19 protein-coding genes are annotated in these 14,902 nt (G+C 36.8%); 16 read left to right on the top strand and 3 right to left on the bottom strand.

The genetic code is table 11. From position 1 onward, the window contains the following. The first annotated feature begins 305 nt into the window (after window positions 1–305). The 14 genes from B9Y81_RS12360 to B9Y81_RS12420 all read left to right on the top strand — a co-directional run bounded on the left by B9Y81_RS12360 (window position 306) and on the right by B9Y81_RS12420 (window position 10,706). A complete protein-coding gene (locus B9Y81_RS12360) occupies window positions 306–491 on the top strand; it encodes a hypothetical protein (protein WP_085537219.1) in 186 nt (61 codons plus the stop codon). 379 nt (window positions 492–870) lie between these two features. Continuing rightward, the gene (locus B9Y81_RS12365; RefSeq protein ID WP_085537220.1) at window positions 871–1,479 is read left to right on the top strand and encodes a replication/maintenance protein RepL; all 609 of its coding nucleotides are present in this window, start codon (window positions 871–873) and stop codon (window positions 1,477–1,479) included. Beyond that, window positions 1,476–1,970 (top strand): phosphoadenosine phosphosulfate reductase domain-containing protein, encoded by a 495-nt coding sequence (locus B9Y81_RS12370; protein ID WP_085537221.1) that lies wholly within the window; start codon window positions 1,476–1,478, stop codon window positions 1,968–1,970. Before B9Y81_RS12365 ends, B9Y81_RS12370 begins: the two co-directional genes overlap by 4 nt. 96 nt (window positions 1,971–2,066) lie before the next feature. Next, the gene (locus tag B9Y81_RS15320; RefSeq protein ID WP_176221489.1) at window positions 2,067–2,213 is read left to right on the top strand and encodes a hypothetical protein; all 147 of its coding nucleotides are present in this window, start codon (window positions 2,067–2,069) and stop codon (window positions 2,211–2,213) included. Window positions 2,214–2,232: 19 nt separating this feature from the next. Beyond that, window positions 2,233–3,093 carry a DNA adenine methylase gene (locus tag B9Y81_RS12375; RefSeq protein ID WP_085537222.1) on the top strand — a complete coding sequence of 287 codons (861 nt, stop codon included), beginning with the start codon at window positions 2,233–2,235 and terminating at the stop codon, window positions 3,091–3,093. A gap of 11 nt (window positions 3,094–3,104) precedes the next feature. After that, window positions 3,105–3,335, top strand: a complete 231-nt coding sequence (locus B9Y81_RS12380; RefSeq protein ID WP_085537223.1) for a hypothetical protein — start codon at window positions 3,105–3,107, stop codon at window positions 3,333–3,335. 113 nt (window positions 3,336–3,448) lie between these two features. Next, window positions 3,449–5,677: a DNA cytosine methyltransferase gene (locus B9Y81_RS12385; protein WP_095996281.1), complete on the top strand. Its 2,229-nt coding sequence runs from the start codon at window positions 3,449–3,451 to the stop codon at window positions 5,675–5,677. Beyond that, a complete protein-coding gene (locus B9Y81_RS12390; RefSeq protein ID WP_085537225.1) occupies window positions 5,674–6,027 on the top strand; it encodes a DUF4406 domain-containing protein in 354 nt (117 codons plus the stop codon). The genes B9Y81_RS12385 and B9Y81_RS12390 overlap by 4 nt, the downstream gene beginning before the upstream one ends. 25 nt (window positions 6,028–6,052) lie before the next feature. After that, on the top strand, window positions 6,053–6,517 hold the full coding sequence (locus tag B9Y81_RS12395) for a hypothetical protein (RefSeq protein ID WP_085537226.1): 465 nt from the start codon (window positions 6,053–6,055) through the stop codon (window positions 6,515–6,517). Between the two features lie 36 nt (window positions 6,518–6,553). Next, entirely contained in the window at window positions 6,554–6,772 is a 219-nt protein-coding gene (locus tag B9Y81_RS12400; protein WP_085537227.1) for a hypothetical protein, read from the top strand. Window positions 6,773–6,784: 12 nt separating this feature from the next. Further along, the gene (locus B9Y81_RS12405) at window positions 6,785–7,063 is read left to right on the top strand and encodes a helix-turn-helix domain-containing protein (protein ID WP_085537228.1); all 279 of its coding nucleotides are present in this window, start codon (window positions 6,785–6,787) and stop codon (window positions 7,061–7,063) included. Then, window positions 7,041–8,009, top strand: a complete 969-nt coding sequence (locus B9Y81_RS12410) for a toprim domain-containing protein (protein ID WP_085537229.1) — start codon at window positions 7,041–7,043, stop codon at window positions 8,007–8,009. Before B9Y81_RS12405 ends, B9Y81_RS12410 begins: the two co-directional genes overlap by 23 nt. Window positions 8,010–8,019: 10 nt before the next feature. After that, window positions 8,020–9,582, top strand: coding sequence for a hypothetical protein (locus B9Y81_RS15325; protein ID WP_176221490.1), 1,563 nt, complete (start codon window positions 8,020–8,022; stop codon window positions 9,580–9,582). Between the two features lie 269 nt (window positions 9,583–9,851). Further along, complete coding sequence (locus B9Y81_RS12420; protein ID WP_085537230.1) at window positions 9,852–10,706, top strand: DUF4099 domain-containing protein; 855 nt, start codon at window positions 9,852–9,854, stop codon at window positions 10,704–10,706. A gap of 34 nt (window positions 10,707–10,740) precedes the next feature. On the opposite strand, the gene B9Y81_RS12425 is transcribed toward B9Y81_RS12420, so the two are convergent. Next, window positions 10,741–11,187 carry a transposase family protein gene (locus B9Y81_RS12425; RefSeq protein ID WP_085537231.1) on the bottom strand — a complete coding sequence of 149 codons (447 nt, stop codon included), beginning with the start codon at window positions 11,185–11,187 and terminating at the stop codon, window positions 10,741–10,743. 98 nt (window positions 11,188–11,285) lie between these two features. Between B9Y81_RS12425 and B9Y81_RS12430 the strand changes: the two genes are divergently transcribed. Both B9Y81_RS12430 and B9Y81_RS12435 read left to right on the top strand, forming a co-directional pair. Beyond that, entirely contained in the window at window positions 11,286–11,537 is a 252-nt protein-coding gene (locus B9Y81_RS12430) for a hypothetical protein (RefSeq protein WP_176221492.1), read from the top strand. A 1-nt stretch (window position 11,538) separates the two neighbouring features. Beyond that, the gene (locus tag B9Y81_RS12435) at window positions 11,539–13,926 is read left to right on the top strand and encodes a DUF3945 domain-containing protein (RefSeq protein WP_085537233.1); all 2,388 of its coding nucleotides are present in this window, start codon (window positions 11,539–11,541) and stop codon (window positions 13,924–13,926) included. A gap of 131 nt (window positions 13,927–14,057) precedes the next feature. On the opposite strand, the gene B9Y81_RS12440 is transcribed toward B9Y81_RS12435, so the two are convergent. Beyond that, on the bottom strand, window positions 14,058–14,402 hold the full coding sequence (locus B9Y81_RS12440; protein WP_085537234.1) for a HigA family addiction module antitoxin: 345 nt from the start codon (window positions 14,400–14,402) through the stop codon (window positions 14,058–14,060). A 7-nt stretch (window positions 14,403–14,409) separates the two neighbouring features. Then, window positions 14,410–14,727: a type II toxin-antitoxin system RelE/ParE family toxin gene (locus B9Y81_RS12445; protein ID WP_085537235.1), complete on the bottom strand. Its 318-nt coding sequence runs from the start codon at window positions 14,725–14,727 to the stop codon at window positions 14,410–14,412. Window positions 14,728–14,902 lie beyond the last annotated feature (175 nt).

Here is a 14,902-nt window from a genome sequence, read left to right on the forward strand (position 1 = left end):
CGTCCCAATACGTCAGCCGAAATGGTTCCGACAAAGTAGGCTATTGGATTTCGTGTAAGCTGATTCTTGAAAAGTGTCATACAAGGACAAAGAGAATAACACGAATTGAAAATAAATACAGATATGACGAAAATAATCTATTCGTAATGGGATAATGCTGGCAGGGCCATTAATTTATACTTAACTGTATATGCAAAAGACATTACGATATATCATATTGCCCGTCACGTCTCGATTCCGTGATACAATCCATAAACGGATTGGCGGGCTCAATGTAATAATGCAGAGTTAATAATAAAACAGGTATGTATAAGACAAACTTAATAACCGAACTGACGCTTGAATTAAGAGAGATGGAAAATATATCAGACGAAAAGATACGGGAGCTTCATGGTTGCTCAAAGAATGATGCTGTATCAGGCATTAAGGCTTATATCAAATCTTATAAGAGTGAAAGAGCGCATTCTTTATGTCCCAACCAATGGGAGTAACGCCTCCGAATCCCGTACCATTATTCTTTTAAAATAGCAGAAAAAAAACACCGTGATTTTATACCTGAAAAATGAGCTTAAAAAGGGGTATAAAGAACTTAAGAAGTAAACGAGGTTAACTGACTGGTAATCAATAGGGGTCAGTTTACGGTTTATAAACTTTTAGTTTACGCATGCATAAACTATTTGTATATTTTTTCACCCCTTTTTATATACTATTAGTCTATTTTTTGCACCTATTTTTTATACTATTAGTATACGGGAAATATACTATTAGTCTATTTTTTGTACCTATTTTTTATACTATTAGTATACGGGAAATATACTATTAGTCTATTTTTTGTACCCTTTTCTTATACTGAACATAATAAAACAATATATGAAGAATATAAAATTTTCTGATTTTCCCAGTAATAGCGAGAATCCATTTATGAACAAAGCAATTGAACAGATTGGCCAATCAACAGTCCGAAGATACCGATCATCAACAGGGACTTCGAAAAATGCTATTTTACATGCTGTAGATACAAACACCGGTCAAATTGTAGGACATACTGCTTTTATAAGACAAATTGAAGTTGACGAACAGGAGTTTATAAAATTTTATCTGAAAGAATTTAAAGCGTTTTGTGGTTTATCTGAAAAAGCTATGAAAATATTCAATTATGTCTTGAAACAACTAAAACCTAATACAGATGAATTTTTATTCATCATGCCAGACTGTATTAATGATACAGGTTATAAAACCAAAACATCCATTTATCAAGGATTGACCGAGTTAATTCAAGCAGAAGTAATAGCTAAAGGAAAAACAGATGTTCTTTATTACATTAATCCCAATATGATTTTTAATGGGAATAGACTAACATTTGCAAGGACTTACGTGAAGAAACAAAATGAAAAAGAGATATCATTAAAGGATAAAAAAGAACTAGCAGATAAAGATCAGTTAAGTCTGAATCTTTTTGATGATAGTGAGGAGCCATGACAATCGAAGAATTAAGATACCGGCAATCGTGGACGCTGTTTCAAAAGATTGATCACGCTGTTGGTGTTATTTCTCAATTTTATAGTCGATTGGATGGTAAGGTATTTGTCTCATTCTCCGGAGGGAAAGACAGCACAGTTTTGCTGGATATTGTAAGACGCTTTATTGATCCTGATTGTCTGGCTGTTTTCTGCAATACTGGAAATGAACATGCGGAAATTGTACGTTTTGTGAAAAATACAGGAAATGTCCAAACTATCCGTCCTAAAACTTCATTAAAGAAAATAATTGAGAAATATGGTTTTCCTCTTATCAGTAAAGAACAAGCTCTATATATCCGGCAAGCAAAGCACACCAAATCAGAAGTGCTTCGGAATATTCGATTATTCGGTAAAAAAGGAAGAAATGGAAAATATCTTACACAAGGGGCTATTTCAAAGAAATGGCAATACCTGGTAAGAATAGACAGGATGCTAAGCGTAAAGCATTAACTATTCTCGAAAGAAAAAATATCACTTCCTTAATTCGGAGAGACTGGCCTGATAAAAAGAAACAGATTTTTGTTGACGAAATTTAAATCAATGCATATGAAATATCCTTCACCTCAGAGATTCAATCCAACCCAAGAAGAATTAGAAAAAGTTGGAAATCATATCGCAAAATTTTTCTCGAACGATAAAATAATAGTAGCAGGAGATAAGAAAATACGCGGGAAAAGTAAAAAGAAAATATAAGTGAGATAAAGTATATATTATGAGTGGAAACAAAGATAAACTTATCGCATTTAACTATTTCGGAGGAAAGTTTACCTGGTTAGACTATATCTATCGCTATTTTCCTGATAACTTTAATCACCTGGTCGATACTTTTGCCGGAAGCATGGTAGTCTCCATCAACTATAGAGGTCGGTGCATCAAGACCGCAAACGAAATCAATTCTGACATTACTAATTTCTTTGAAGTACTCAGAGATCATGAAGATGAATTGATCAGGCTATTATTACTTACACCATGTTCAGAACTGGAATATAATAATTGCTGGGAACCTTCTCTGAACAGAATAGAACAAGCCCGGCGATTCTATGTCAGAGTAAGACAATCTTTCTTTGGACTCGGTGCACAACGGAAAAACAAAGGCTGGCACATGGCTAAATCTCATGTAAATGCATGTGGTGGCGAAACTGTTTCCCGATGGAATAATGCCATAGAAAAATTACATGATGTAGCGGAAGTGATTCGTTCAGAATTTCAGATACTGAATGGACATTATGCTGATTGTATTGATAAGACAGATACAAAGCATACTTTTTTCTACTTAGACCCGCCTTATCACCTTGAATCCAGAAAGTCTTCAAACGACTACAAATTTGAGTTCTCTGATGAACAGCATGAGGAATTATCAGATAAAGTTCATTCTATAAAAGGCCTGGCCATGATAAGCGGCTATGACTGTGATTCCATGAACTTCCTGTATAAGGATTGGAATAAGGTAAAACTTCCTGTAAAGAAAAACAACATTAGATCGGGGAATGTACAGGAAGTTATCTGGTTTAATTACGAACCTAAATTAGATGGTTTGTTTGATTTGAAAGAAATAATGAATTGTCATCATTAACTGATTTGAATATGGGGAATTTTGCAGAAGGCTTATACGCTATGAGCCGGAAAGGATTTATTGGACCAAGAGTGCACCTGACCCGCAGGCGAGCATGGATATTAAGAGATATAATCAAAGAAGCTGAGTGCTATGTTCCTGACGAAGATCACCCACGCTATAATGATTATTGTGCAACCCTTGAATGGATGAGACAGGAAATAAAGAAAAGATACTCAGAGTTTGATTTAGGTAAACTTTAATAAATATTATTATTCATTTTGAAGAGCCATTTCGATGCTGCCGGAGTGGCTTTTTTATTTTTAAAACAATGACGAATAACAAAATTACTCCCACAGCCTTAGGCGTTCTCAATATGATACTTTCGATAGAGGAAATACTGAAATCAAATGTTGATTTGTATTATATCGACCTGTTCTGTGGAGCAGGAGGAACCAGTACAGGAGTAGAGCTTGCGACTGTAAATGGTAAAAGAGTAGCGAAAGTAATCGTTTGCGTCAACCATGATATTAACGCTATTGCAAGCCATTTTGCAAACCATCCTCATGCACTCCATTTCACAGAAGACATGAGGACGCTTGATCTCTACCCTGTATTAAGTATCATCAAGAAAATACGCTTTAGAAACCCAAATGCTAAAATAGCATTGTGGGCTTCTTTGGAGTGTACTAGTTTCAGTAAAGCAAAAGGTGGCTTGTCACGCAACCCGGATAGCAGGACGTTAGCTGAGCATCTTTATAGATATATCAAAGCTATTGATCCGGATCTGATTCAGATCGAAAACGTAGAAGAGTTTCTGGACTATGGTCCTGTGGAAATTGTCATTGATAAAACGAGAGATGGCCACGAGTTTTGTCCGCTTGATAAAACCAAAAGAAAAGAAACAGAAGATGAAAAGGCTGTCCGCAAAGCAAAAAAGAGGAAGAAATTTCAAAGGTATATCTATGGACCGACTTACAGGCCTATTAAAGAGTTGAAAGGAACCTATTACAAGGAATGGAAGGAAAGGATCAAATCCTATGGATATGAATACGACCACAAAATAATGAATGCTGCCGATTTCGGAGCATACACAAGCCGTAAACGCCTGTTTATTCAGTACGCCAAACCGGGAATGCCCATTGTATGGCCACAACGCACACACTGCAAATCCGGCTCTAAAGATTTATTCGACAGCCGTCTAAAATGGAAACCGGTTAAAGACTGTTTGGATTTTTCCGATGAAGGAGAAAGCATATTTGGAAGGAAAAAAGACCTGGAAGAAGCATCTCTGGATAGAGTAAAGTCAGGGCTTATCAAGTTTGTTGCCGGAGGAAAAGACAAGTGGTTGATGAAATACAATTCCGTCAATAAGAAAACTCGAAAACATAACCCTCCATCTGTAGATGATCCGTGCCCTGTTATCGGATGTCAGGACAGATTGGGAATTGTTCAGACTAAGTTCTTTCAGCAAAGAAATACAGGAAACCCAGACAGCAAAGTGTTTGGAATTGACCAGCCAGCAAGAACCGTGACATCTACTGGTGGTAATATGGAACTCGTACAAACAACGTTTCTGTCAAAACAGTTCTCCGGGCATCCGGATAGTAAAAATATCAGTATCGAAGGTCCGGCGCATACCATAACCGGAATAGATCATCACGCAAAGGTTACAACGAACTTTATTTCCAAGTACTATTCCGGAAAACCTGATCACAAGAATTACGGAGTAGATGAACCGGCACATACTTTGTGCACAAAGGATGGCCAGGCATTGATCTCTGCAAAAAGTTTCCTTTCGGTGTATTATGGAAATGGCTTTAACACAGCGGTTGACAATCCAGCTCCAACTGTACGTACTAAAGATGGTTTAGCTTTAACTTCTCCTAAGTTTCTGATGAATAATTACTCCGGAGGTGGTCAACATGCTGATATAAATAAGCCTTGTCCGGCTGTAACAACTACTCCAAAGCAGAATTTGGTACAATGCAACTTTATTGATCAGCAATTTGGACAATCGAAACCGGCATCTGTAAACAGTCCGCTTGGAGCATTGACGCAGAATCCGAAATATGCAGTTTATCAATGCAAGAAATGGCTGATGAACACCAGCTTCGGAAATGTAGGTAATTCGCTCGATGAACCGGCACCGGTCGTTACTGCTAATCGGAAATGGCATTACTTAATGGATGCTCAATATTCACGAATAGGCAGAGATGTGGATCAACCATGCTTCACCCTGATAGCAAGGATGGATAAAACACCGCCTTACCTGATTGAAGCATCATCTGAAGCCAGAGATATCCCTTCTTTTATCAAAATCGTAGGCGACACAATCATTTACGAAATATACAATACCGACAGTCCGAAAACGAAGGAAATAAAAGAGTTCATGGCCCTATATGGGATCATTGATATCAAAATGCGCATGCTTCGTATCCCGGAACTGAAAATGATCATGGGATTCCCCAAAAACTATGTTCTGAAAGGCACACAGACTGATCAGAAAAAGTTTATCGGTAATGCCGTTGAAGTAAACCAGGCTAGAGCAATGTGTCAGGCAACAGCCATGAAATTAATCGAATTTAAATTGATAGCAGCATGAAAATATACATATCCGGACAAATAACAGGATTGCCCTATGAAGAGGCTGAAAAAGCGTTTAATGAATCCGAAACAAGACTTAAAAAGTTTGGATTTGAAGTTGTTAATCCTCTAAAAAAAGAGATTCCCAATACCGCATCCTGGACAGAGCATATGAGAATGGACATCAAGCTACTTATGGACTGCGACACGATTTATATGCTAAGAAACTTCAGACAGTCCAATGGCGCTATGATTGAGTATGAGCTGGCAAAAAAACTGGGATACACCGTAATAAGGCAGATGTCACCATCAACCGACACGGTTGACGATATAAGGGATACTGAGCCTTTCTCAACAGGGATAGAATAAAAAAAACAAAAAAAACGATATTAAAATGGCAACAATTAATGAAATTGATATCAGAAAACCAGTTACAATACGGGGAACACGATGGGCAACACGAGAAGAAGATATTGAATCTTTTGGTTTAACAACAAAAGAAGATATAGAGGCTATGTCTCAATATTTGGGAACAGGACATATTCTAACCGGGGTTGAATTAAAATTAGATATACCTGAAAGTGCTTTATTCGTTCAACTAATAAGAGAAAACCCTGAGTTGGCGGAAATGATTGAAGATACAGGAAATCTTCAATGTATTGCCGAAGATATGGACGGTCTCGAACTTCTACATGCAGACGTTGAAATAAATTTATTTATTAGTGTTTTAAAAAGATATTCTCATCCGTTATTGAAAAAGATTCATGATATCGTAAACGTATGGGATCGGGAAAATAAACTCATAACATTTGAAACATATAGGATTCGTAAACCAAAGCAAAAAAAGAACAAAGAATAAACTAAATAGTATTCATAATAATAAAACAATAATTCAATGAAGAATCCCTGCAAAATTGTAAAAGACTGTATTGAAAATGAAGAACCTGTATTTGTCCTTCGTGGGAAGGACATATTTGCTATAAAGGCTATTCAGGCGTACTACGAATCCGTAAAAAACGGTGGAGCAGCTGCTGATTTCGTTAATGAAATTAATGAGATATGTAAAGATTTTGAAGCTTTTGCCAATGAATCTAATGTGAAAATCCCGGACTGAAATAGTACTACTATGAATATTGATGAAAAATTAAATGTTATCCTATATGAGTTAGCTGTAATTAAAAAAGAAATAACTCAAAAGAAAGATAACAAATCAGAGAGAGAAGAAGAATTTGTTGACACTCAGCAAATATGTGAAAAACTAAAGCTGACAAAAGACGCAGTCAGAAAATACAGATTTAAAAAAGTTATTCCATTTTATAAAATCCGCGGAAAAGTATTGTTTAAAATGTCCGAAGTTATTAATAGTCTTAGTTATTATCACAATGGAAGCAACAGAAGCCAATAATATACCACTAGAGTATATCCTATCGGAATATAACAGATATCCGGTAAAGTCATATAATCTATATGATATGTATTGTTCACCTTTCCGGAATGAGAAAAACGCCAGCTTTAAGGTGGACAAGGTTCATAACAGATGGAATGACTTCGGATCAGGTGAATACGGCTCAGCTGTCGATCTGGTGATGAAACTTGAAAACTGTTCCTTTTTAGAAGCAATGGGCATCTTTGAAACAAAGAAGTTCAACCAGGGACTGACTTTCGAAGACCTTGAGCGCAGACAAAGTGAATTTGAAAAACCGCATTCTGAACTCTCTATCCTTAAAATTGCACCTCTGAACAATAAGATTCTTCTTAACTATATCAAGTCAAGAGGTATTGATGAAGATATTGCCCAGAGGCTCTGTAAAGAAATGTATTATAAAATCGGGGAGAATGGAAGGAACTGTTTTGCTATTGCCTTTGAAAATAATTCCGGAGGTGTAGAATTCAGAAACCCAATGTTCAAAGGATGTGCTAAACACAAGGATTTAACAGTGTATGAAAATGGGAACAGTAAGTGTGCTGTATTCGAAGGATTCATAGATATGCTTACCTATTTTCAGATAACAAAAAATGATCCTCAAAAACAAGCCGTTGATGTTGTTGTATTAAATTCCACAACGATGCTGGATCGTTCCCTTGAATTTCTGAAAAAACATGCTTCAGTACATGCTTTCCTGGATAACGATCAGGCAGGTAGAAGCGCTTTAAACCGATTGATCAGCGCAGGAATAAATGTAGTGAATGAAGCAGCATATATCTATCCGAAGCATAAAGACTTCAATGAGTTCTGGATGGAACAGATCAAACTCAATCAATCCCCAGATAAAAAAAAAGAAATGAGGGAGAATCCTGTTAAGAGGGATCATAATAACAACCATTATAAAAGTAAATCAATCAAATTTTAAATTATTTGTTATGAAGAATGCAGAAGAGAGAATTAAACTCGTAGTTTACAAAGAGCATACATTAGGATACATTGATCCTAAATTACCCAACAATGTAAATATACTTCACACATCACCCTTGAAAGGATCACCTCGTATCACCAGCGATGATAGTTTTTGTATCAACAATGAGAATGAAGTCAGATTGGCCGGCAAGAAAGATTTCGATGATTTCCGGGTATCTTTTAATGGGTATGATAATAAAGATTTATACGTTTTTTTATCAGAAGAAAATATAGATATAATATTTTTATCTGCAATAAGTAAGGCTGGTTCTGAGGGAATAAATGCCTGTTTTTATATGGATCGTGTCGCATTAGATTCAATTTTAATCCGTTATGATTTAGAGGGGATAGAAAACAAAATGGGAGAACTAGCAACGATTTGCAGGAGTGGATCCGATGATGAAATTTATAAGGCTAATAAGGAATATGAAATTCTGGAAGACAAATTAAAAATAAAAGCTGCCAATGCATTAGAGCAATTAAATATAAAAACATCATTTAAAGATCTACAACATTTATCAGGTACTACAAATGAAAATGAAATTATTGGCAAAATATCCTATTATGGATTTGATGGTAACGTTAGTGAAGTAATGGAATATACAGATAAGGAAAGCTATTTAAATGCAATTCGTAAGGAAATGAGGGAGAATCCTGATGGCCTTAAACACCAAACATTAACGAGTGATCCGGAACTTCGGAAAGTGGTTGATGATATTATGTATGGTGCATACGGAGTGGATAACCCACATACCTTAGATTGGTATTCTCCGTCTAAAGATGTTTTCCTTATTTACGAGGATAAGTCTGAAGGAATCTCTCTTGAAATAGAGTTGACACAACAACAACAATCAGAATTAAAAGAAATAGAAACAAAACTTGAAGATCTGAAGAAAAGCGGAGTAGAGCATCTCTCTTTATTTTCTTTCGATTATACTGTTAATCTTTATACTGATGCCTCTTTTGAAAAAGAAACAGAACTTCGGGAGTTTCCTGAGGTTTCAAATGGAGTAATGCGTAAAGAAATTGAAGCAAAGATTGATAACGACCAGACAAATTGCTTGAATACAACTGAGTATGGTACGATGTACACAACCGAGGCTATTAATTCTGTAATAAAAAGAATTCAAGACAAAAGTATTTTTGTAGATAAGGAGGTCTCTACTAAACCTGTATTAACTACTGATGAGATTCCAAACTTAAATAAAGGACTGAATCATTTACTTGAATCAGTGAAAAATGAAGTTCTAAACTCTCATAGAATATCCGATATCCATATTTACTCTCTCAAAACAGGGAGTATAGCTATTAATTGCAAAATAGATGGGGTTCCGCAACACGCTGTAAAGATGTCGCGAGAAGATGTAAACAGCTTTGGTGAGAAAACCGACCGGTACAGCCTGGTGAGTAAATATTTTAGTGATACACTGAAAAAGGATCCTTCACAAGTCCAAAAGGAAGGAGTGAGAAATATAAAGAAATTTACCTCTCCGAAAATTAATAACAATAAACCTAAACACAAAATGTAATGATATGGATAAATACATTTCTTATAGTTGAAGCGAGCTTGGCAGTGGTTGGGTTCGCTTCTTTGTTTTTCTTTCTATGGAGAGAAGAGAAGCGTAAAGAACAATGTTGAATAAAAAATGGCTGTCATCACGACAACCAGTCTTCAATTACTAACCTTAAATCTAATACCATGAAAAACATATTACAAATGTAATAGATCGGATTGGTTTACAATGATTTTCAGGATAGATAATATTTATAAGGTTTTAAAACTAATTTATAACGAATCATGAATCTATCAGAATATAATAATTCAAATCAGGATAAAGACAATATCCTTGTTTCACAACTTAACAAACTTGGTGTTACAGAACTGGATAGTAGGGAACTGGACAGACTTCTTAAAGGAGATAAGACACTAAACCTTATCCCTCTATCTATTAATATAGCAGGACAGGAAATGAACACCGCAGCCTTTCTTTCTCTGAAGAAAAACCCGGATGGTACTGAGTCACTGCAAATACATGCTATTGTTAGTGATCAGGTAAGATTGCAGTCTATTGCAAATGCTAAAAATGGGGTTGATACAGCGTTTTCACTTTTTAATCAGAATGAAGACCAGGTGTTTGAGTTTATGCTCCGGAATAACCTGGCAGAGACATTTGCCAAGGCATATTGGAAGCAGGCAAAAAGAAACGATTCTACAACGAAATATAATTCAGACAATGAATATAAAAGAACCGTAGAGCAGGTTAGACTCTTAGATGAGAAATTCAGGAAACAATGTAGTGAATTTAATAAGATCAAAGGTGTAGAACTGGACCCATCACAGATCAGGGACCTAAAGCAAGGGAAAACAATTGAAGTAGCCAATTTGGTGGATAATTCCGGTGAAAAGTATTCCGGCTTTATAAAACTGAATTTGACAGATGCCCAACTTAAGGAGTTCAGAGGTAATCCAAGTAAAGCAATTAATATCAGCAAGACTGCTATTGTTACACCTAAGCATGATTATAAAGTACAGGTTAATCAAAATAATCATGGATTGAAAACGGAAGAAAATAAGTTCTCCAGTGAAAAAATCAAGTCGGGTGATACATTAGCTAAAGATGTAAAAGAAAACAGGAAGGGACAGAAATTATGAAACCTCTCCAGTGGATTAAGCAATTCATTAGACATTATATTGAATAAGGTTCTATATCACACATTTTCAATGATATTCTAAAATTATGCAGACCGCAAGCTATAAGCATGACCAAGTCATCAAAGCCCAACTTGCGACATCTGAAACGCTCTTTGACAATACGACATTTTTTGATTCCCCCGATAGCATGCTCCACAAGAATACGGAAGCTAGATATTTTGCTATTCTCTTCCTTTTGGGTATAGGACAACTCTTTGCCTTTGGGCTTCTTTGTTGGCATTTTTATGGTTACATTTTTAGGGGTATGTCCTAAAAAGCCTGTATCTTGCCATAAACAGATTCCTGTTGGTAAACTTATTGGCTGTTCATCTACAATTCTTTTGTCATGAACATGCCCCTCATAAGTTTGAGATAGCCACAGCACCCTTTTTTCAGGAGTACACAGCAGATTGTTCTTCACGTTATGAGTTTTTTTTACCACTGTAACATGATTTTTGTCTAAAAATTAATCGAATGGACAAAACTATCTTAGTAAAACAGTATAAATATAAATACAATTTCAAATTTTCAATAATTATCATGAAACTTACAAGTAAACAGTTAGAAGTCCGGGAGAAATATTCCGGACTTTCTTATGATGAGTTGGTGCAAACAGCACAAGACTCGAACATGTCTGACCTGGATTTTATCCTGGCACAACCGGAACTTTCCGAAGAGTTTAAAACCTGGCTCAGCGACCGGGATTTACTCGATGACTTTGAGGAAGCGGACGCTACACTCTTTCTCGAAGAACAGGAGATGTTCTTAACTTATCACCAGGAGGACTTTTAACATGGCAAATCCTATTACCGACAAGGCAATTGAACAATTTGCCCAAATGATGGTCCGGAAGATGGAAACGCTCTCTGCTGACTGGGAAAAACCCTGGTTCAACACAACCGGTTCAGGGCAGCCTCAGAATCTTTCAGGAAGGCCTTACAGCAGATTAAATGAGCTTTTCCTGTTCTTTCTCAGTGAAGAGCTAGGCTACAAAACTCCCGTTTTTTTCACTTTTCTACAAGCGAAAGCGGAAGGAATAACAATTAACAGAGGCGAAAAATCCTTTCCGGTACTCTTCTATAATTTCTCGGTAAGAGAGATCGCTTCAGGTAAGAAAATTCCTTTTGAAGAATATGCCAAACTTTCCATGATTGAAAAACAGGACTATAAGGTTACACCCTATCTGAAGCTTTATAATGTGTTCAACCTGGATCAGACATCATTCGCAATGCAATTTCCGGAACGTTTTGAAGAGTTGATGAACAAATTTAAAGTTCCTTCGTTAAATGATGAAGCCGGAATGGTTGCTTCTAAGCCTCTTGATGAGATGTTAAAGGAGCAGTCCTGGCTTTGCCCTATCTACGTGGAAAAAGGAGATCAGGCGTTCTTTAAACCGTCTTCAGATGAAATCCATGTGCCTTTAAAAGCACAATTTAATTCAGGGGAAAATTTTTATGCTACTCTTTTGCATGAGATGACTCACTCAACTGGTGCTGACGGTCGATTGAATAGAAAATTTGGTGAACACTTCGGAGATGAAAACTATGGCAGGGAAGAACTTGTAGCTGAATTAACAGCAGCGCTTATGTGCCGGGAGCTGGGACTGTCATCTACCATACGCGAAGAAAATGCAGCCTATCTGAAAGGATGGATCGACATTATCCGGAAAGAGCCTAAATATTTGTTTTCCGTATTGTCCGATGTCGGGAAAGCGGCAGCTATGATTGAACAAGGGCTTTTATCACCAAAAGTAAATCTGGAACTCAAAACAGAGGTTGTAGCAAGTAATGAGAGTAATAAGAAAGCAACAACTGCTGAATATAACATCCAGAAGACAGCGCATACTCCTACAATCCTTTCTGCAATCAAACAGGCTTATGTTAACGGATTCCCTATTATCTACAATTCTCCGGAATATCCACCTCTTTTCAATAATCCCGAAGGATTCCGGGAGTTTGCCGAGGAAAACGGCTTCTCTATTTCTGATGTAATGAAAACCTTCAATGAACACAAAAAAGAACTGGAGATATTCATTCAGGAAAACATCAAAGAGATCATACAAGGAAATTATGCAGGCAATAATGCCACACAACAATTAAATTCAAATGTTATGCAAATCGAAGAACAGAAAATCAATTGGGATGAATTGAAATCAAAGCACGGGATCACTCGTGAAACACTGCAACAGGCAGATGTCCTGGATGAAGTGTTACAAGGTAGAAAAAGCTCTAAGCTTGTCCAGCTCTCCTATGAGGGCCAGGACGGACCGCGATCTTTTAATGCTAAAATCCGGTTTCAGGAAAAAGAAGGTTCCGTGGGATTGGTGTATTATCCGGTACGGCAAGCTCCCGACCTGGACAAACCCTATTTCGGATATGAGTTCACAGAACAGGATAAGAAAAACTTACTTGAAACCGGAAATCTGGGTCATACGGCAGAGATTGAACGAAACGGGGACAAGGTTAAGGTGCTGATCAGCGTAGATAGTCTGACAAACGATCTGGTACAAGCAGATGTTGACAGACTCAGGATTCCAAATGCAATCAAAGGTGTTACACTTACTGAAGAGCAAAAGTCTTTTCTTTTGGATGGGAAACCGGTACGCATCAAAGATATGACATCAAATGCAGGGAATACATTCTCTTCCTATGTGATGGTGAACGCGGAAAAACGATCGCTGGAATTTGTCAGTCTTAAACCAAATATTGTAGAGAGCGTGAATGACCTGACAGTCTTGAATGGTGTAGCCATATCTGAGGAAAACAGAAAAATATTATCCGAAGGTGGCGCTGTCTTTATTGAGGGTATGACTTCCCGGGATGGCCGGGAATATTCAGCAAATATAAAGTATGATCCAGAAGCTAAACGAATACGGTATGAATTCCCGGAGAATACTGATGCCAACAGTCATGAGTTTAAGATTCCCTATAAAATTAAGGGAGTTACTCTTACTGAAGAACAAAAAAACAAGTTGCTGGCCGGTGAAAAAGTACTGATCAAGGATATGACATCTTCACAGGGTAAGAAGTTTTCAAATACAGTATATCTGGATAAGGAAGAAAAGAAAATTAAGTTTTCTCCTTTCGAGGATAAGTCGCAAAAAAAAAGTGAACGAAAGGAGGTTCGGGAAAATACGGAAAAGAAAGACGTAAAAAAGAAAAGCAAAGGACACAAGGTGTAGTTTTTAATGAACGATATTTTACTACTTTTGCCTTGGTTGTGATTAGCTTTTATTTCCGTATAAAAGTTTTTCTCCCCCCCCTGATTTATTTAGACAGATAGATCAGGGGATTTTGTTATCTATTCAATAAATTATAGCATCGCAGCGATTTTGCGTATTTGGGCGAGGCGGTCTGCAAAAGATTTGTTTTGCTTTGCCATCTGTAGATTATAATCGGATTGTATGCCAATAAGAGGTTCGGCATCAATACCCAATGCAGCTTCAAACAACAAGGCGTATTCGGTTGTTACAGGGCGTTTGCCGTTCAGCACCTCATTGAGAACGGAGTAAGAAACACCCATTTGTGCAGCAAGTTTGCGCTGTGATATGCAGCGGTACTCAATTTCTTCTTTCAGAATTTCGCCCGGATGTACCGGTTCTGATGGTGTAAGATTGTTTGCTATCATTCGAGGGTCAACCCCTTTTAACGCAATCATAATGTTTTTATTTATAATGATTTGATAATTCTAATATATTACATACAGTAGCAACGGATTCAACCCCGTTGTCTGTTACCATAAATTCGATTCGGTATTGATTGTTTACCCTTATGGAAGAAACACCCACCTTGTCACCTTTCAAATTCTCAAAATTCAGACCGTTGTATTTTGCAAGCGAAAGAGTGTCAGGTACGCGACTCATCAAGTTGATGCAATATTGGTATTTACGTACTATTTCGGGCTGAAAGCGATGTTTCTTATCATCGGCTTTTCCCGTTTCGTACAGGTCTCGCAGGTATTCCTTTTCAAAAGTTACAATCATACCATTTTGTTTATTCAGGGCAAAGATACTTAAATTCTGTAGTATTCGCAAAAAACAGAACATGAAAACGAAAAGGGAAAGAAGAAAAAAGAAAAGAACACACTGTGTGATTTTTTGTTGTTGGAGAACATTTCCCCCTTTTATATCTCAACAATATTATACATTTACATAATTT

Origin of the sequence: Massilibacteroides vaginae (genome assembly GCF_900178525.1) — a bacterium.
GTDB lineage: Bacteria > Bacteroidota > Bacteroidia > Bacteroidales > Tannerellaceae > Massilibacteroides > Massilibacteroides vaginae.